This window comes from Xenorhabdus santafensis, assembly GCF_033949405.1.
Taxonomy (GTDB): Bacteria; Pseudomonadota; Gammaproteobacteria; order Enterobacterales; family Enterobacteriaceae; genus Xenorhabdus; species Xenorhabdus santafensis.
In genome coordinates this window covers 25,851-44,460 of the sequence record NZ_VCDN01000048.1, presented here as the reverse complement: position 1 = coordinate 44,460, position 18,610 = coordinate 25,851, and the positions used below count along the sequence as shown (strand labels likewise).

At 40.4% G+C, this 18,610-nt stretch carries 14 protein-coding genes; 8 read left to right on the top strand and 6 right to left on the bottom strand.

Annotated features, from left to right (window positions below):
- The first annotated feature begins 2 nt into the window (after positions 1-2).
- The 4 genes from dusC (at position 3) to FE392_RS13240 (ending at position 8,414) form a co-directional block, all read left to right on the top strand.
- The gene (dusC, locus tag FE392_RS13255) at positions 3-959 is read left to right on the top strand and encodes a tRNA dihydrouridine(16) synthase DusC (RefSeq protein WP_319930694.1); all 957 of its coding nucleotides are present in this window, start codon (positions 3-5) and stop codon (positions 957-959) included.
- 422 nt (positions 960-1,381) lie between these two features.
- Positions 1,382-2,431 carry a hypothetical protein gene (locus tag FE392_RS13250; protein WP_319930693.1) on the top strand — a complete coding sequence of 350 codons (1,050 nt, stop codon included), beginning with the start codon at positions 1,382-1,384 and terminating at the stop codon, positions 2,429-2,431.
- 313 nt (positions 2,432-2,744) lie between these two features.
- Entirely contained in the window at positions 2,745-7,850 is a 5,106-nt protein-coding gene (locus FE392_RS13245; RefSeq protein WP_319930692.1) for an RHS repeat domain-containing protein, read from the top strand.
- A 312-nt stretch (positions 7,851-8,162) separates the two neighbouring features.
- Complete coding sequence (locus FE392_RS13240) at positions 8,163-8,414, top strand: GlsB/YeaQ/YmgE family stress response membrane protein (RefSeq protein ID WP_319930691.1); 252 nt, start codon at positions 8,163-8,165, stop codon at positions 8,412-8,414.
- Between the two features lie 123 nt (positions 8,415-8,537).
- On the opposite strand, the gene sseA is transcribed toward FE392_RS13240, so the two are convergent.
- The gene (gene sseA / locus FE392_RS13235; RefSeq protein ID WP_319930690.1) at positions 8,538-9,377 is read right to left on the bottom strand and encodes a 3-mercaptopyruvate sulfurtransferase; all 840 of its coding nucleotides are present in this window, start codon (positions 9,375-9,377) and stop codon (positions 8,538-8,540) included.
- A gap of 75 nt (positions 9,378-9,452) precedes the next feature.
- A complete protein-coding gene (locus FE392_RS13230; RefSeq protein ID WP_319930689.1) occupies positions 9,453-9,608 on the bottom strand; it encodes a hypothetical protein in 156 nt (51 codons plus the stop codon).
- A 223-nt stretch (positions 9,609-9,831) separates the two neighbouring features.
- On the opposite strand from FE392_RS13230, the gene dinG reads away from it, so the two are divergent.
- On the top strand, positions 9,832-11,967 hold the full coding sequence (gene dinG / locus FE392_RS13225; RefSeq protein WP_319930688.1) for an ATP-dependent DNA helicase DinG: 2,136 nt from the start codon (positions 9,832-9,834) through the stop codon (positions 11,965-11,967).
- A 668-nt stretch (positions 11,968-12,635) separates the two neighbouring features.
- On the opposite strand, the gene FE392_RS13220 is transcribed toward dinG, so the two are convergent.
- The 3 genes from FE392_RS13220 to rhtA all read right to left on the bottom strand — a co-directional run bounded on the left by FE392_RS13220 (position 12,636) and on the right by rhtA (position 14,642).
- Positions 12,636-12,857, bottom strand: a complete 222-nt coding sequence (locus FE392_RS13220) for an alkylphosphonate utilization protein (RefSeq protein ID WP_045969765.1) — start codon at positions 12,855-12,857, stop codon at positions 12,636-12,638.
- A gap of 190 nt (positions 12,858-13,047) precedes the next feature.
- Positions 13,048-13,554 carry a DNA starvation/stationary phase protection protein Dps gene (dps, locus tag FE392_RS13215; RefSeq protein WP_319930731.1) on the bottom strand — a complete coding sequence of 169 codons (507 nt, stop codon included), beginning with the start codon at positions 13,552-13,554 and terminating at the stop codon, positions 13,048-13,050.
- Between the two features lie 197 nt (positions 13,555-13,751).
- Positions 13,752-14,642, bottom strand: coding sequence for a threonine/homoserine exporter RhtA (rhtA, locus tag FE392_RS13210; RefSeq protein ID WP_319930687.1), 891 nt, complete (start codon positions 14,640-14,642; stop codon positions 13,752-13,754).
- Positions 14,643-14,786: 144 nt separating this feature from the next.
- On the opposite strand from rhtA, the gene FE392_RS13205 reads away from it, so the two are divergent.
- Positions 14,787-15,401 (top strand): LOG family protein, encoded by a 615-nt coding sequence (locus tag FE392_RS13205; RefSeq protein WP_319930686.1) that lies wholly within the window; start codon positions 14,787-14,789, stop codon positions 15,399-15,401.
- Between the two features lie 21 nt (positions 15,402-15,422).
- Positions 15,423-15,887, top strand: coding sequence for a GNAT family N-acetyltransferase (locus tag FE392_RS13200; protein WP_319930685.1), 465 nt, complete (start codon positions 15,423-15,425; stop codon positions 15,885-15,887).
- A gap of 160 nt (positions 15,888-16,047) precedes the next feature.
- On the opposite strand, the gene FE392_RS13195 is transcribed toward FE392_RS13200, so the two are convergent.
- Complete coding sequence (locus tag FE392_RS13195) at positions 16,048-17,067, bottom strand: Gfo/Idh/MocA family protein (protein WP_319930684.1); 1,020 nt, start codon at positions 17,065-17,067, stop codon at positions 16,048-16,050.
- Positions 17,068-17,372: 305 nt separating this feature from the next.
- On the opposite strand from FE392_RS13195, the gene FE392_RS13190 reads away from it, so the two are divergent.
- Positions 17,373-18,605, top strand: a complete 1,233-nt coding sequence (locus FE392_RS13190) for an MFS transporter (protein ID WP_319930683.1) — start codon at positions 17,373-17,375, stop codon at positions 18,603-18,605.
- Positions 18,606-18,610 lie beyond the last annotated feature (5 nt).

The window sequence follows — 18,610 nt, the reverse complement described above, 5'->3', positions numbered from 1 at the left end:
CAATGCGTGTTTTGCTGGCTCCAATGGAAGGCGTGTTGGATTCTCTGGTCAGAGAGTTGTTGAGTGAAGTTAACGACTATGACCTTTGCATCACAGAATTTCTGCGAGTGGTTGACAGCTTACAACCGGTAAAAACGTTTTACCGGTTGTGTCCTGAATTGCATCACCAGAGCCGTACACCATCAGGAACACCAGTCAGGGTACAGCTTTTAGGCCAATATCCGGAATGGCTGGCAGAAAATGCAGCAAGGGCCGTTGAACTGGGCTCATGGGGCGTCGATTTAAATTGTGGATGCCCTTCCAAGACAGTCAATGGCAGCGGCGGCGGTGCAACGTTACTGAAAGATCCCGAACTCATTTATCTTGGTGCTAAAGCCATGCGTGAAGCTGTGCCTGCACATTTGCCTGTTACAGTAAAAATTCGTCTGGGATGGGATTCCGGCGCTCGTCAGTTTGAGATTGCGGATGCTGTACAGCAGGCGGGGGCAACAGAATTGGTGGTGCATGGACGAACCAAAGAAGATGGCTATAAGGCTGACCGCATTAACTGGGAAGCGATTGGAGAAATCCGGCGTCGCCTCTCTATTCCGGTAATTGCCAATGGTGAAATCTGGGATTGGCGCAGTGCACAGGAATGTATGAAAACGACGGGATGCGATGCAGTTATGATCGGACGCGGTGCATTGCATGTTCCAAACTTGAGTAGGGTCATTAAATATAACGAACCAAGGATGCCTTGGAACGAAGTGCTTGAGCTGCTGGAAAAATATACTTGCTTAGAAAAACTGGATGCGCCGGGGTTGTATCATGTTGGCCGTATCAAGCAGTGGCTGGGATTTTTACGGAAAGAGTATGATGAAGCAGATGAGCTATTTATGCAGATTAGGGCATTAAAAACTTCATCAGATATTGCTGATGTTATCTCTTTGGCAGTCAATAAAGATATTGTTAATGTATGAATAGTTATTCGGCGGTGCTGGAATACACCGCTTTGTAAAATATAATTGAGCACTAAATATATAAAATAAATAAATGTTTCCTGATTGATGAAATGACTAATTATTTGATTGGTTGATATGAGTTTATTTTATTATATATTTTTTATTATGTTTTTTTGGTTGTATTTTTCTGTGGGTTTTTCATTATTATAATGAATCAGAATAAACTCACACACGTTAAGAAATATTATAAAATTTCTCTTTATTAATCTGGCGAAACTGAAATGGTCGCCTATAATAAAAATGTACCTCCTAAGTTTGTGCCTGCATTGAATCTATTAATTCTTTTTTTAAAAGTTTTTATTCTATATTTATAAAATCACTAATGATGACAATGAGATATGTTTTTCATTATTTCCTGTTGAGTTTTTAAGGGGTTAATTATGAATGAAGATAAAAAAAATGACCTACGAATTTGGGTTGGAATGAGTACGTTAGAAATAAAACTACGTACAATGGCTGATAGCTCCCTCATATTTGCTAATGGAATGAATATGATTGCTGTGGATGTTTTTTTAGAACCGACAGATAAAGATGGAAACGCTATTAAACTTCCATATGATGTTATTTTAAATAATACTTATCTTCTTGATTACAGTTCAGAAGAAAAACTGAATAAAGGAATATATTCTGGAGGAGGATTTGGGTGGGCATATACGAATAAACCCAATGATTTTACTGGAGTACCTATAATTAAAGAATCCACATTAAAAACTTCTGTAGTTCAATCTTCTGATTTTGAAGATAATACTGACGATAATAAACAAAGAATAACTTTTTATATCTATTGTTCTGAATCTGAACAGAATACAATCAAGAACATAGCTGTAATGATTACGGCACCGGGCGCGGTTTATTCTACAGCGCATGGGTGCGAAATGGATTCTCATGTCCAATTAAAAACATTAGATAAAATAGAATATAAATTTTCTGATGCTAAAACTAAAAAAGAGGCTGTTAATATCAAAGGCGATTTTCCCGCTAATGTATCTGTATATCAAAATAATGTGTATTTTTCACTCAATTCAAATGTTATATATGGAAAGTGTCTTATTACAAAGTTGGAAGCTGATTTACCTGGCTTAATAGGTAAAGCTCATCAATGCTACCACTCTAATGATGGGCATCCTACTTATTTTGCCCACTTTCTTTGGGATGTAGGAAAAGAGAGGGAAGTTTCCATCGGAGAGAGTAAATGGATATCTCTACCTGTTAATTTTCCGCTAAATATTAGGATTAACCAACATTTCGGTGAACTTTGTTTTAGTATATTAACTGTAACGGATTATGATTTTCCTAAATTACAAGACAAATGGTACGATGCATTTATATTTACTGTCTATGACCAGTTCGGGAATAAAGGGGTATATGGCTTAATACCTAATAATAATGATGATGAAACTAAACAAGAAGTATATTTTGCTGAAGCGTAAAAAGAGCTAAACCAATTCCGGAGTTATTTATTTTTTCTGATATTCATATTGGAATGAATAACTTGTATTTTTTTAACTAAAAACGGTTTTTTTAATGTTAAGTTTAGACACTAAAATAAGTTTAAATTAATAATGATGTACTTTCTCTTTTCTATATTCTATGGATTCCAAAAATATAGCCAACAAAGCAAAAATTGAAAGGTGGCGGGTATAAATAAGCAGGTAGAACGCTTTTCATATAAATAAGCATTGTTTGGTACAAAAGGAAAATTCAAAAATCGTTTACATTTTTTTGCCAAAAAAAGGTGACAACATGAATAATACATTCTTTTCCCATGCAAATAACTTTCAAAGCGCAGTAACAAGCGGTGTTGACCCGCGTACCGGCTTGTTCAATTATTCGCTGTTAGCTACCCAGCTTAATGGCAATAATGGCCTCGGTCCAAGCCTGACGCTGGCGCTGTCATACAACCCGTTGAATACGAAAAATATTGGCTTTGGCATAGGATTTACGCACGGCCTGACTCAATATGACCGTAAAAACCAGTTGTTAATGCTGTCGAGCGGTGAGCGTTACAAGGTGACTGAAACCGATAATAGCGTCTCGCTGAGGCAATATAAACTGGATGTTGTGCGTTTTGAGAAGGATACCAAGCAGAATGTTTATCGGGTGATCCATAAATCCGGCCAAATTGAAGTATTGACCGGTGCAAAAAATGCTTATGACCTGAAAGTTCCCATCAAGATTCTTACCCCTCTGGGTCACTTCTTAAAACTGGACTGGGATTTCCAAAAGGGAGTGCGTCCCTATTTGATTAGCGTTTCGGATGAAACACAAACTTTGCTAACGGTTCATTATGAATTCGGCAGTTATACGAAAATAACGGTTTGGCCAGGCACTTCGGAATCCCATGAACTCAAACTGCTGTTTCAGAACGAATATGTTAAACAAATCAAAAACAGTGCGTCTGGTCAAACACTGGAATGGGCCTTGGGATACAGCGATGATCAATTCTGTTTCTTGAATAAAATTACCTCCCCAACCGGGTTGATTGAGCGCGTGCAGTACACGCCTGATGGTCAGCAATTTCCTGATAATGCTCACTTATTGCCCTTACCTTACGTTCAAAAATATACCCAGTTCCCCGCTCATGGTGAGCCCATTATACGAACTTACCGCTATACCAAATATAATTTCCTCGGCTACGGTACAAGTGGTCACTGGGATCCGGATAGTGATAATCTTTATGGCGTGATGAGCAGTTATCAGTACGGTTCAACCGAAATTTGGCATAATGGCAACGATCAGCGCCTTATTACCCGACGTTATAACAACTTCCATTTAATGGTGTCAGAAAGCATTCAACAAAATGAGTGCAAACGGGAACACCGGACTGAGTACTATGCAAAAGTCGGGATATTATTTGAAAAACAAGATCCCAGATTCCAAATGCCAACCTCGGCCACCATTCTTTTTAATGATGCCACTGACGGGGATGTTGTTCAGACGGAGTTTGATGAGGCTGGAAACCTCACCAAGCAGACAATGCCAGACGGCACCTGCACGGAGTGGGAGTATTATGACGTTAATGGCGAAGGCGATGATTGTCCAACTTCGCCATATGGATTTAAACGTTTTCTTAAATCCAAGACGGTTACGCCGGGCCTATCCTTCCCTGAAGGGGCTTATGATGATGCTCCTGTGCACAAAACCACGTATCGCTATAGCCGATTGCCTACCTGCAAAGAAGCATCTGCATCTTATGCTGTAGTATGTACTTATGAGGGGCATTTTGTTGCTGGGCAATTGCTGCGGGAACGTCAGACATATTATGTCAATGAGGTTGATTCTCCGGAGCATGGGCGTATTCAGCAGATTAAAGAGACGCTGCATCCTATTTCAGAGTCTACATCACCTGTTAGCGCTTCATCGGAGAAGTCTTTGCCTGAGAAAACTGTGCATTCGTCAGACTCAACAAAGGAAATTCTGATGACGCTCAGTTATACCCTCAAGGGAGAAGCATTGATACAGGATATTCAGACCAACGATGGCAAACACAGCTTTAAAACTCAATCCACCCAATCTCGGTTCAGTAACAAAGTGTTGGGGCAAATCAGTGACCATAATAGCACCTCTCATTATAGCTATGATGGATACGGGCGTTTGTTGAATAACGTCAATAATCAGGGAACCGATTATGCCCAAGATGTTCATTATTCTTATGCCATTGAGCAAGATGGAGGTGCCACAACCGTCAAAACAGATTTGCTGGGCAACCAGCTTCGTACTTATTTTGATGGATTGGGGCAACCTTACCGTCAGCAACTTTTTGAACAAGGAAAAGAAAATCAGGATTGGTGGGATATCGCTGAAATAGAACGTGATAGCTGGGGGCGGGTAATAAAGCAAACCTGCTATGACTGGCTGCCCGTGGATGGTGATCTTGATAGTTCCGTACAGGTTTCTTCCCGCCAATCTTTTGAGTATGACGATTGGGGGCAACAGTCCCGCATTGTTAACGATACGGGAGGGAGCACTCAGCAGGATTACGATCCGGTCACGCGGACTTTGCAGGTCACCATGCAAGTACCGGGAATGGCATTGGGTAAACGCACAGTGGTATATGATAAACGCCATCAGCCTGTCATCACTACGCTTTATGATGCACAAGGTCGCCAACACAGCCAGCAAACCAATCATTATGATGGATTGGGACGTTTACGGGCAACGATTGATGAGTCGAATCAAAAGACGGAAATGACTTATGACCTGTTTGGCCGGATCAGCACAATAACACTCAGTGACGGTACGGTAGTCAGAAAATCTTATGACCCGTTAAGTTCCGGTAATCTCGTAACTCAAATTAAAGTGAATGATCATATATTGGGTACCCGCCAATTTGATAGATTGGGGCGTGTTATTTCAACAAACAGTGGTGGACGTGCTTATCAATACACTTATGAAGGGAAAAATCCTTATCCCAGTCAGATTGAAGATCCCTTACACAATATTGCTACCTATGCATATGACCCTTTGCTGGATTATTCCCTGACCCAGATGAGTGCAAACGATATACAGCATCGCTTTGTACACGATCTTAAAACCGGGAATGTCACTCAGGCTAACTCTGTGCAGCAAACTACACATGACTTCCATTATTCTCCTTCCGGTCGCTTGCAACAAGATACCTTCCGCTTTGATGATACGAAAGAAGGGATTGAACGGCAGGAAAATTTTACTTACTCACCGGCAGGCAAGTTGACAGTATATCAAGATATAACAGGGAAAAAGCGGCAAGTGGCCTTTGATAAATTTGGCCGTTCAGTGACGGCTTCTGATCCCGATATTGATATGCGTTTGACTTATGATGGCGCGAATAGAGTCAATGGCTGGAGTGTGCAAGATAAGCAGTCTGGCAAACAATTAACAGTCACATTGGCCTTTGATGATTTTGGTCGCGAAATCCGGCGTGAGATCCGAACTGAAAAAGAAACCCTGACTCTTGAACAAACGTATACCATCAAAGGGCAATTGGCATCGCGCACCACGAATTCACAACACGCCGGTTTATTACGTCAGGAAAATTATACCTATGACCCAGTGCGTCATTGGCTGACAGAGTATGGCTGTACGGGGGCGGAGCAGCCTTTAGATGCTTACGGTTTTGCCATCACCCATCAGCGTTTTACCTATGATTTTCTGGGAAATATCTTGACGTGCCTCACGACACTTGCTGATGGCAGTGATGATAAGGCTGTATTTACCTATAGCCCGTTAGATCCTTGCCAGCTCAGTAAGATAACCCATACCCATCCAAAGTACCCAGCGACCATTGTGCTGGAATATGATAAGGCAGGGCGCCTGACTAAGGATGAAGCGGGTCGCCATTTAACCTATGATGCATTGGGACGCCTGATCAAAGTTGAAGCTGGCGAGATGAGCAGTCATTACGCCTATGACGCACAGAATCGTTTGGTGTTGCAAAAGCTGGGTGAAGACAACATCCACGAACTTTATTATCAAGGACAGAAGCAAATTGCCGAAATCACGCGTGGAAATGAATCAGTGACGCGTTTTTTGCGTGCTCAGGGAACAACGGTTGCGACTGCGACAGATAATGAGGTTTATATGCTGGGTACTGATCACAATAGTAGTGTACTGACAAGCTATAAGCGTGATGGAACTCAAACTCACTATCGTTATTCGCCTTACGGCCAGCAGAATAGCGACGAACGTGATCCTGCGATTCCGGCTTATAATGGTGAGCGCGTTGATAAGATTAGTGGTGCTTATCACTTAGGTAATGGATACCGAGCTTATAATCCGGTATTAATGCGTTTTAATGCCCCTGACAGCGAGAGTCCATTTGGTGTTGGTGGCTTTAATACTTATGCGTACTGTCTTGGCGATCCCATTAATCATATTGATCCCAGCGGGCATATGAGTCCGGGCAGCATTTTTGGTCTTGTTTTTGGTACGGTTGGGCTGGCGGTGGGCGTGTTTTTGGCTATTCCGACGGGAGGCGCGTCGCTGAGCATAAGTGGGGCGATTTTAGCCGGTATAGGATTAGCGTCAGATGTGACAGGGATCGCGAGTGCAGTACTTGAAGATAGCGATCCTAAGGCTTCTTCAGTTCTTGGTTGGGTATCTCTGGGGCTTGGGGTAGCCACTATAGCGGGAGGCGCAATTAGTTTTATCAAGGGACTACAGCAAGCGAAGAGGATGGCAGATTCATTTGGTACTGTCTATAGGAGCGAAATCATGACCCACGAAGGAATGCCGGTGAGAACAAATATGATGGAGCCTTCTGCTGGCCCCTCAGAATATATGCATGGAATAGATAATGAGCCTGTAAGACGGTTTAAGGAAGCAGTAGAGAGGAGAATGATTGTTCCATTTGAAAACCCGCCACGTACTGGCGTTTATACGCTAGGATTTAATTCCAGAGGCCCGGGCCCGCTAAATAGTGATTTTAAGGAACTTAAACAGGCATTTTTTACAGCCAGAAGAGGTAACATAGCATTTATAAATAATGTTTATGAAGAGACAGGCATTCCCTATTATTTGAACATCACGCAGCAAGATTTCGAACTGTTGTATTTGACTTATGCGGGAGAGGATATATTCAACCCTATTGGGAATTCTCAGTTTTTTATCAGAGATGTGAATAGCTTACGTACTCTTTTGGATACTCATATACATACTGCACCCATGAATAGTTTGACCAATAGTGAGTTTCAAGCTATGCAAGAAACTTGGGCAAGAGGCCATTTTACATCAGAGATAAGTTTGGAAGGATGGGTGTGCACCATGTTAGGTTTGAGGTATCGTAATCTTGGGTCACTAATATATGATAGTCGGATAAACGGGGTGAACGTTGTCAGCTTATTTAATAACATAATTGAGGCAAGCCTCTAAGGCGTTGTAATGATGTTTTTTAGGCTCAAATTTAGTGTCTATATTAATAAGTAAAATCGATTAAAAAATGTATTTTTTTTAATATAAACAGATTGTTATTTTAGATTTATTTTTTTCTTCCTGAAGAAATATTGATTTCATCTAATTGAATAACTGTTATATTTTTAAAATTAAATAATCCGTAGTGGTATAACCGCCAAAAGAGTATAGAAACATTGACGATTTGCAATTTTTTTCGTTAGTGTCTTAAATTAGTGCGTAGGGATTAATCAATTCGTAAACAAATAATCTAATCGATTCTGGAGGTTGTATATGGGTATCCTGTCATGGGTTATCTTCGGTCTGATTGCTGGGATTCTTGCGAAATGGATTATGCCAGGTGATAACAGTAGCGGCATCATCATGACGATTATTTTAGGTATTGTTGGTGCAGTTATTGGCGGGTATGTCAGTACTTTCTTTGGGATGGGGAAAGTTGACGGGTTTAATTTAGGTAGTTTTGTGATTGCGATTGTGGGAGCAATGGTTGTCCTATTTGTATACCATAAAATTGCTAACCGATAGTTTTATATATTTTTTTGTGAATAATTCAAATGATTAAAAATAGAAAAGGGCATGTGATTGTAGTGCCCTTTGCTATTACTGACTTTTCCGATTGATCGTATTTTCCAATTTATTTTTTAAAATTTATTTTTCCAATGGAAGTGAATCATCGGCTCCCCATTCAGCCCAAGAAGCATCGTATAATCCTGCTTCTTTATGCCCAATCATATCAAGCCCCAAGACTAAAACCGCCGCTGTCATTCCTGAGCCACAACTGGTCATAATCGGCTGATTTAAATCGACGCCTTGTGCTCTGAATATCGCTGCGATTTCTTCGACTGATTTATAGCTGCCATTATCAATCAACGCTGTCCAAGGCACATTTTTAGCACCGGGAAGATGGCCCATTCTCAAACCGGGGCGTGGTTCAGGTGCTTTTGCCTGAAAGCGATCTTCTGCTCTGGCATCGATAAATTGTACGGGGGATTTGCTGTTTAACGCAGCAAGTATTTTCGTCTGTGTAAAGACTTTTTCGGGTGTAAACTGAAGATTGAACGTTTCAGGTGAACGAATAACTTCGCCTGATTCAGTCGGATAACCCGCTTGCTGCCAGTCTTGCAGTCCTCCTTCAAGAATACGGATATGGCGGGCACCAAAAATTTTGAATGTCCACCACGCCCGTGGAGCAGAAAATAGGTTGCCCTGATCGTAAATGATGACCAGATGATTTTCACTGATCCCCATTTGACTGACCGCTTGGCGGAAAACATCCGGTTCCGGCAGCATGTGTGGCAGGTTAGTCTGTAGATTGGCAACTTTATCAAGATTAAAGAATTGTGCTCCAGGAATATGTTTTTCCAGCCAGAGCTGCTGATAGTCGATGGATTGAGTAGGCATTGGGGCACTGGCATCAATGACAACTACATTCTCATCATAGAGATGCTCGTTTAACCATTGCGGACTAACAAAATATTCGTTTTTCATGAGCTTCCTCACCTGACATCGTAATTTCAGATATCACGCGTTAATATCTGGGGGTTGCGATAAGGGCCAATATATTTATTGTTGCCCTGTCGGGGCATTTTCCTGCTGAGTTTGCTGTGGTTCTTCTACTGGGGTTGTTGAGCGTGTGTACATATTCAATCCAGCCAGAAAAACACCGCCAATGGAGCCAATAGAAAATAAGATGATGATAATGAGCAGGATTTTTTTCATCGTTGTATCCAATAAGATTTTATGATGCACAATAATGGCCATAAAAAGCCAAAAGAGAGAAAGTCAAAAGTATATCGGCTTCTGCATTCCAAACAAGCAATAACCGATCTTTATGCATTGATAATAAAGCGCTGGGAAGCGCTTCCCAGTAATGGACATATTAAGCTGATTTAATACTCACTCTATGGGAGAATAGCTTTCCAATTTTTAAGCAGCAAAACTCATGGCACTTTCCAGTTCAATTAAAAATCAAATTAGCCAATGGTATAAGGCGTTATCTACTCATATCGATGGTTTTATCCCACGAGCGCCCCAACGTCAGATGATAGCAGAAGTTGCCAAAACGCTGGCAGATGAAGAGGGACGGCATTTAGTCATAGAAGCGCCTACTGGGGTGGGAAAGACATTGTCATACCTGATACCGGGCATTGCTGTCAGCCGGGCGGAACAGAAACCGTTGGTAGTAAGCACCGCCAACGTGGCATTACAGGATCAAATCTACAGCAAAGATTTACCTTTGCTGCGCAAGATAATCCCTGACCTGAAGTTCACAGGGGCTTTTGGTCGCGCTCGCTATGTCTGCCCACGCAATCTGGAGGCTATTTGTGCCGCGGATGGAGAACAAATTGACCTGATGTTTTTGGTTGAGGATCAGGCGGAAGTTGCCAATAGTGAAGAGCGGGAATTATGCCGTCGATTACGCAGTGATTACACCACTTTTGCATGGGATGGCCTGCGTGATCACCACAAACTGGCATTATCGGATTCTCTGTGGGCAAAAATCAGTACAGATAAAATGAACTGCCTGGCAAGGAATTGTCAGTTTTATCATCGTTGCCCGTTTTTTCTTGCTCGCCGGGAAATCGAAGATGCGGATGTAGTTGTTGCCAATCATTCATTGGTCATGGCTGCTCTGGAGAGTGATTCTGTTTTACCGGAGGCTAAAAACCTGTTGCTGGTATTGGATGAAGGCCACCACCTTCCTGATGTCGCAAGGGATTCACTGGAAGTCGAAGGGGAAATCACGTTATTTCAGCTCAATGGGCAGTTGGACACATTTGTCCGCCATGTGGAGCAATATCTGGCTCAATTCAGGCCACCGAAACCACCGACTTTGGCAAATATTCCCCGGTTGCAGAAGCATTGCGAAACAATGCGTGAATACTTTAAAGAGCTGTCTGTCATGGCGCAGGCACTTTTGCCCGAACGTGGTGAAGAAGAAGTATATCTATTTGAATTGGGAAGATTACCGGACAGTTTACTACTGTGTTGCCAGCAATTATTTAAATCGACAGACGGGCTGCGTGGTTTGGCTGAAGCAATTTTAAACGATTTAACAGATCAAACGGCCAAGCAGGATATTGTTAGATTACATCGGGCTATTCTGCAAACCAGCCGGACATTAGGCTATTTTGAGAATATGACCAAGCTATGGCGTTTGGCATCGCTGGAGGAATCTTCCCATGCACCGATCTCAAAATGGCTAACTTGTCGTCATGAGAAAAATCAATTCCACCTCTATTTTCACTGTGCAGGCATTCGTGTCAGTGAACAATTAACCCAGTTGTTATGGCGGAATATTCCGCACGTTGTGGTGACTTCTGCCACATTGCGCTCTCTGAATAGTTTTTCCCGCATTCAGGAACTGACGGGATTACATGAAAACTATGATGATCGCTTTGTTGCTCTATCATCGCCTTTTGAACATGTGCGGCAAGGTCGTTTAATCATTCCGTGTATGGCTCAGGAACCAACAATTCAAAATGAAATGCAACATCTTGAAGAAATGGCACGTTATTTTCGTTCACAAGTCATTGAGGGGAAGCACCGGGGCATGCTGATTTTATTTAGCAGCCAGCGGGCAATGGAAGGGTTTCTTACATTTGTGACTGACTTGCGTTTAATGTTATTAGTGCAAGGTGATCAACCTCGTTACCGTTTGGTAGAAACGCATTGCAAACGCATTGATGAAGGGCAGTCCAGCGTTTTAGTGGGATTGCAGTCGTTTGCAGAAGGGCTGGATTTAAAAGGCGACTACCTTTCACAAGTCCATATCCATAAAATTGCGTTCCCACCGATTACCAACCCGGTCATTATTACTGAGAGCGAGTGGCTGAAATCATTGAAACGCTATCCGTTTGAAGTACAAAGCCTACCAGCTGCTTCTTTTAACTTAATTCAGCAAGTAGGAAGATTAATTCGTAGCCATGAGTGTTATGGCGATATCGTCATTTATGATAATCGATTATTGACGAAACGTTATGGCCCACGTTTGCTGAATGCTTTGCCCGTATTCCCGATTGAGCGGCCAAAAGTGCCGACAGAAAATGAATTGAAGGAAATCAAAAAGGATAAATAACTCATTAATGAGTTATTTATCCGAAAATTTCAAATGTAGTCTTGAAGTTACAGTGTGGTTTTCAATGTATTAGAAAATTACACTCTTTATTGGGAGAAAGGCTTTTTGAGCTGGTGAATTATTGGCGAATGCATATGTTATATATTTCTTTTAGGCAGCGCTGATACCTTTTGGGGTGTAATATGTGTTTCTTACAGATGACAAGAGCGCGTTCTTTGCATTGCTCTGGTGTATTACGCTTTATATTTTCTAATGAAAATGCATTCAATGATACTAATGGAAAAATAGTCATGCATAGAAAAATAAGTATTTTTTTCATATTTCACCTCCATATAAATTTTAATTTCTTAAATTTTAATGAGTTAAGGTATTCAATCTTTTTAGAAAAAAGAAAAATACAGGGTGATAATAAATTTTTCGGGAGGTAAATTTCAATATTTTATTTTTCATTTATAATGAATATTATGAAATTCTTTTTTTTCAGTAGGATATATCTAATGGGATTAGAATTGCAAAATGACAGAGAAATCTTAAATATAATTTAATTAAATTCTATTTAATAAGATTTAATTAAATTTGAAGTTTAATCACCATTAGTGTAAAAGGATAAATAATATAAAAGTTAATATTATTTATCCTTTAAGCTAAAAGAGATTTGTAACGGCTGTTTATCCTATTTTCTTCAGAAAGCAGGTTTTCAGCACTAACCCTTTGATTTTATCGGCGTTACACTCGATTTCATCTTCGCGGTGGGTCAGGCGGATGTTTTTGATCAAAGTACCGCGTTTCAGGGTCTTGGAAGTCCCCTTGACTTTCAAGTCTTTGATGACTTGAACTGAATCACCGTCGTTCAGCAGTGCGCCATTGGAGTCTTTGACTTCGATATCCATTGTGTGGAATCCTCATGTTTATTTTTAAATCAAACAGGGATTATAAAGAGAAAAATGTTTTTTTTAAAGGTTAGTCTAATTTTTTAGGTTATAGCTTCTATTTCTTGCGTTTTTACCAGCTCTGGAGAGCCTGAAACACAAAAAGGCCACTGATGTGACCTTAATATCATGAAAAATAGTATTTTTTATTTTATTGCTCAATATTTGCTTCAATAAACCATAAAAATTTATCGAGATCACGAGAGGCTGCCGTGAACATATCTGCAGTATCTTCATCTTCAGCGTCAGTAATTGCCTGGCGAATATCGTTGGCGACAGTGGCATACCGATCAGCCAATGCTTTCAGATGATCTTGTACATCATGAATATTGGTTGGATAGCTTTGCAGTGTTGTACTCTTGTTCACTTCCTGAATTGTCCCCAAAGCTGTTCCCCCAAGCTGGACTGCTCGCTCAGCGAAGATATCCAGATGCTCGGTGATTGAATCGCGGAAATTGTCCAGCATTTCATGGATGGAAATAAAATTCCGGCCACGCATGTTCCAATGGGCTTGCTTTGTCAACAAGGACAGATCAATAAATTGGCTCACCATGTAATTTAAGGCAGCAATTGTTTTTTGTTTAATTTCATCATTAACATTATTGCGTGTGTAAATTAGGTTAGTGTGCTGAGTTTTAAGTAATTTTGCTGTAGTCATCATATTGTCCTTCTAGTTATTGGATAATAAGTAATTTCATTAGATAGGGTAAATTTAGTAGACAATTCATGAATAGTCATATTGATTATTTCTATCAAAGTGATAGTTGATAAAAATAAAAACCGAAGTATTTTGAAAATACTCCGGTTTTTAGCAAAATTACCAAAACAGAAACACATATTTTCAACGTGAATCACTTACTTTATTTTTTCTATTTTCGTTTTTTGCCTAACAGTGGACGTTGAGCCGATAGACGCACATATAATGCAGAAAAGAGCAACCCATTGAGTCATGCTCAAATGCTCATTAAGGAATATGATGCCGGACAAGGCACCCAATGCCGGTTCAAGGCTCATCAATGTGCCAAATGTTTTGGCTGGTAAGCGGGTGAGGGCAATCATTTCCAAAGTATAAGGGAATGCGGTGGATAAGATGGCAATCCCCAATGCGATGGGCAGTAATGAGACGTCAAATAGCAGCTCAGGGCCTGTTTGTATCAACCCAACCGGAAAGAAAATAAAGGCAGCAATCAGTGAACCAATAGAAACAGTTGCTGCGCCATAGCCTGCACCGGCACGCTGTCCGAAAATAATATAAAGTGCCCAGAAAACACCAGCCCCCAATGCATAGATAACACCGATAGGATCGAGCGTATTGACGCTATCGCCAATGGGTAACAAAAAAGCTAATCCTGCTATAACCAAGGCTATCCAGAGAAAATCCAGCGGGCGGCGGGAGGAAAACATCGCTACTGCCAAAGGGCCTGTAAATTCAAGTGCAACGGCAATACCAAGGGGAATGCGGGAAAGTGCCATATAAAACAGGTAGTTCATCGCTCCAAGGGAAATACCATAAGCAAAAAGCGGAAGCAGCGATTCCCGTCTGAATTTCAGGCGCCACGGTTTAAAAATCAGAAATAGAATGATAGTTCCCAATGCAAGTCTCAGCGCTGTTACACCCGGCGCACCGATGACGTGGAATACCGTTTTAGCCAATGAAGCCCCGGCCTGAATAGATGTCATTGATAATAACAGCAAAATGACAGGAAGCAGCGGAAAAGAATCCATCCGCTTTTTGGAAAGAGACATTTACGGAAAACCTCAGTTACATCATGTTGTTTAAAGGGTGCCATCTTCGCAGTGAAAGAGGTATAACTCAACTGTATTGTCAGTTGTGCGATCATTAGGCTATCGTATAATCAGAAATTAAAAAAATAATAATGGAGTTTAGCAATGAATGAGATAACGTTAAGAAATTCTTCAGCAGTCTCCCGCCCTATAAAAAGTATCGCGGTTTATTGTGGTTCAAGTCTTGGTGCATCTGAAATATATAGAGAAAGTGCAATATCTTTTGCGAAAGAGCTGGCCAAGCGCGATATTACTTTAGTTTACGGTGGTGCCAGTGTCGGCATTATGGGTACAGTCGCAGATACTGTTTTGAAAGCGGGTGGTAAAGTAATTGGCGTGATCCCGACATTGCTGGAGGAGCGTGAAATTTCTCATAAAAACCTTTCAGAACTCCATGTCGTAGAAACCATGCACCAACGTAAAAGCAAGATGATCGAGTTGGCAGAAGGTTTTGTTGCTTTACCGGGGGGATTTGGTACTTTGGAGGAGTTCAGTGAAGTTTTTACCTGGAGTATGATTGGCCTGAACAATAAACCTTGTGGTCTTTTGAATATCAACGAATTTTATGATCCTCTGATTGCCATGATCGATAAAATGGCGGATGAACAATTTTTACAAGAAAAATATCGTCATATGGCGATTATTGAGAAAGATCCTGCAATGTTATTGGATCGTTTCAATCATTACACAGTTCCATCGATAAAAACTTATAGCAAATAATTTTAATTCCGGGAGAACGAAATGGTAATAAGAACTGCATCTACACAAGATATCGAAGCTATTTTATCTCTTTACAGTGTGTTATTTACTGAAATGTCAGCTATGCAGCCTGATAGAATTCAGGCTGCTGAACAAGATAGAGATTTTGTTATTTCCTCTATTAATGATGATGAATATCATTTACTGGTTGCAGAAGATGAAAATGGGGAAATTAAAGGGTTTGCTATCGCACAAGAGCAAAAAAGCCAGCCTTATAATGCCTTGGTTTCCAGAAGTTATGGTTATGTGATTGACTTAATCGTCAGCCGGGAATCCAGAAGTTTGGGAATTGGACAGAAACTGCTGGCCGGAATGAAAGAGTGGGCACAGAAAAACAATTATTCACATCTGGAACTAACGGTATTATCTAAAAATACAAAAGCAATACAGTTTTATGAAAGGGAAGGTTACCAAGATGTCTCCAAAGTTATGTCAATCTCCCTTTAAAGAATGAATAATATGCCCAACCAAGTTCCATATGTAGTGGGCGGCTTTCCCCATTCTTGTTATCGCCAGGAATAGCATGACAAGGAATCAAAGAGTGGGGAAGGCAGTAACCATTTAGAATGTAATTGTTGCCAAAATAAGAGCGGATTTACGGTAACTCTTATTTGGAACTGATATTTTTGGACGCCGCGTTCAACATTTCTCGATAATCTTTTAACACTTCATCGATAACCCAACTCGTGCGGGCAGCAGAATTTCCCGTGGATGGACAAATCCCATTGCCCTGTATTTCATCAATGATTGTTTTAATAAAAGGCATTTGGATATGTTCAGGGTTTTCGAAATGATATTGGTGTAGCTGGTTATTTTCGTCATAGTACGAAATGGGAGAATCACCAAAGGTGGAAAAGACAATCTTGCCTTTCGTGCCAATGATTTCGACCTTATCTTCATGGGAGCCGGCAACGAAATTCCAAATACCAACGCCTTGAATATGGTTCTCAAACATAAATGACATGGAAACACAATCTTCGGCAGGATAGGCTTGTGCCTGCGAATTGGCATGCCCTTTTGCGGAAGTAATTTTACCCAGCAGGAAATCCAATATATCAAAAGTATGGCAGGCCAAATCAACAAATAAGCCACCACCAGATATTTCTGGTTTGACAAACCAGGGTAAATTATCAGGATCTTGGTAAATAGAGGCCATTTCTCTGAATAACATACAATTGACAATACGTGGTGTGCCGATGGCACCGGAATCAAGCAACTCTTTTATTTTGATAAACCGTGGCAATGCCCGACGGTAATAGGCGACATAGAGTGGAACTTTTTGTGCTTGGCAAAAAGCAATCATTTCGTTGCATTCTTCAAATGTCATAGCCATTGGTTTTTCAACGTAAACGGTTTTTCCCGCCTGAGCTGCCATGATGGTATATTTTTTGTGATCAGATGGCGGGGTGGCAATATATATTGCATCGATTTCTGGATCATTAATCAGGGATTCAGCATCTGAATACCATTTTCTGATATTGTGCCGTTCGGCAAAATCTTTGGCTAAATCTACATTGCGGCGCATTACCGCCACTAATTCCGAATTGTCTAGTTTATAAAAAGCCGGGCCGCTTTTTACTTCGGTAACATTACCACAACCAATAATTCCCCATCTCACTTTTTGCATACTTTTCTTCATCTATTAATTTGTTGAACTGAAAGAATATATTAACGCTATAATAACATTACGTTTTTTACCATATATTTGCCAAAGGTTATATCAATTAGTGAGGCAATTCGCCTTATGATTGAAAGAGACTTTGAAATAGCTCTAAAAATTCAGAAAAAATAGCAATATGGTTTTAAGATTAATGTTTAACTTTCATCCAGCACAAATAAAATCACAATAAAAATGTGGTTTTATTTGTAATGTAATTTGTGGTATGTGATGAAGGACTAAAATTTGGCAGAAAAATAAGATGGTGGAAAATAATGAAACAATCAAGTAGTGAGCTCAACAGAAACTACATTTTAAAGTTATCACTGTTTATCATAATTGCAGGATTGGGGTTAAGGGTGCCAATATCTTATATCCCGCCCATGTCGTTGGAAATAATGGGTGATCTTAAGATAAATCACTCTACGTTAGGGTTGATAACGTCTTTATCACCGCTTTGTTTCTTTTTCTTTTCGCCTTTAACACCTTACTTTGAAAAGAAAATAGGTCTGCTTAAAACATTGGTGATGACTTTTATTATTGCAATTCTGGCTTACTGTTTAAGGTTAAATAGTTCTGTCATATTACTGTTGGTTTCAACTGTGTTGTTTGGTTTTGCCATCGCGTTGGGGAATGTTGCATTACCCTCATTTTTTAAACGATTGGGCAGCAGCAGGATAGCCATATTGTCTTCAGCCTATACTGCTTCCTTGTACCTTGGGCCAGCGATGGCTACAGCGCTAACCTTGCCGATTAAGAACGTATTGAATATATCCTGGAATCAAATGTCGTGGGTTTGGGCTTTGATTCCCGTGTTTTCCATTCTTTTAATTATGTTTTTTGCCAGCCATAAATCGGTATCAACAGGAAATAAAACAGTTTCCAGTGCAGGAAGCAGCGGGAATGCTAAAGATGCAATTAATCCATGGAAAAAAATCTCATGCTGGATTATGGCTACTTATTTTGCCATTTTGTCATTTAATTTTTTTATTATTACCGCTTGGTTTCCGGAATTGATTAGTTCCTATGGGATCATTGAAACTGAATCTGCGTTTTATGCATCAATATTTCCGCTAATTGCCATTCCTTTCGCGACCTTGTCATCATTTTATATTTATAAAATTAAACGACAAAAAATCATGTTTGTTATCAATCCCATTATCGGGATCATAGGTCTTTTGATGCTTATCTATGGTGGTAATGGATTGATTCCTTTTGCGATTTCTATTATGGGAATAGGAGCGGGAATTTGTACGGGGGTAGCCTTTATATTGCCTTTGTTAAGATTCAATAATATTACCAATGTGACAAAAGCAAATTCAATGATGCAATCCATTGGCTATTTAATTGCATTTAGCGGCCCTTTAGTGTCGGGTTACCTTCATGATTTAACTCAATCTTGGGAAGTCGTGTTGTGGTTGTGTATGCTGACTCTTGTGATACAGACTATCGCGGGAATGATTATTGGTAAGAATGAAAAATTTGATCCGGTAGAATCCGCCAGCTAATGCTG

What these genes read in the sequence shown, in the direction of transcription:
- dusC (WP_319930694.1), top strand. Translation starts at nt 3, where the DNA reads ATGCGTGTTTTGCTGGCTCCAATGGAAGGCGTGTTGGATTCTCTGGTC.
- FE392_RS13250 (WP_319930693.1), top strand. Translation starts at nt 1,382, where the DNA reads ATGAATGAAGATAAAAAAAATGACCTACGAATTTGGGTTGGAATGAGT.
- FE392_RS13245 (WP_319930692.1), top strand. Translation starts at nt 2,745, where the DNA reads ATGAATAATACATTCTTTTCCCATGCAAATAACTTTCAAAGCGCAGTA.
- FE392_RS13240 (WP_319930691.1), top strand. Translation starts at nt 8,163, where the DNA reads ATGGGTATCCTGTCATGGGTTATCTTCGGTCTGATTGCTGGGATTCTT.
- sseA (WP_319930690.1), bottom strand. Translation starts at nt 9,377, where the DNA reads ATGAAAAACGAATATTTTGTTAGTCCGCAATGGTTAAACGAGCATCTC.
- FE392_RS13230 (WP_319930689.1), bottom strand. Translation starts at nt 9,608, where the DNA reads ATGAAAAAAATCCTGCTCATTATCATCATCTTATTTTCTATTGGCTCC.
- dinG (WP_319930688.1), top strand. Translation starts at nt 9,832, where the DNA reads ATGGCACTTTCCAGTTCAATTAAAAATCAAATTAGCCAATGGTATAAG.
- FE392_RS13220 (WP_045969765.1), bottom strand. Translation starts at nt 12,857, where the DNA reads ATGGATATCGAAGTCAAAGACTCCAATGGCGCACTGCTGAACGACGGT.
- dps (WP_319930731.1), bottom strand. Translation starts at nt 13,554, where the DNA reads ATGACTACAGCAAAATTACTTAAAACTCAGCACACTAACCTAATTTAC.
- rhtA (WP_319930687.1), bottom strand. Translation starts at nt 14,642, where the DNA reads ATGTCTCTTTCCAAAAAGCGGATGGATTCTTTTCCGCTGCTTCCTGTC.
- FE392_RS13205 (WP_319930686.1), top strand. Translation starts at nt 14,787, where the DNA reads ATGAATGAGATAACGTTAAGAAATTCTTCAGCAGTCTCCCGCCCTATA.
- FE392_RS13200 (WP_319930685.1), top strand. Translation starts at nt 15,423, where the DNA reads ATGGTAATAAGAACTGCATCTACACAAGATATCGAAGCTATTTTATCT.
- FE392_RS13195 (WP_319930684.1), bottom strand. Translation starts at nt 17,067, where the DNA reads ATGCAAAAAGTGAGATGGGGAATTATTGGTTGTGGTAATGTTACCGAA.
- FE392_RS13190 (WP_319930683.1), top strand. Translation starts at nt 17,373, where the DNA reads ATGAAACAATCAAGTAGTGAGCTCAACAGAAACTACATTTTAAAGTTA.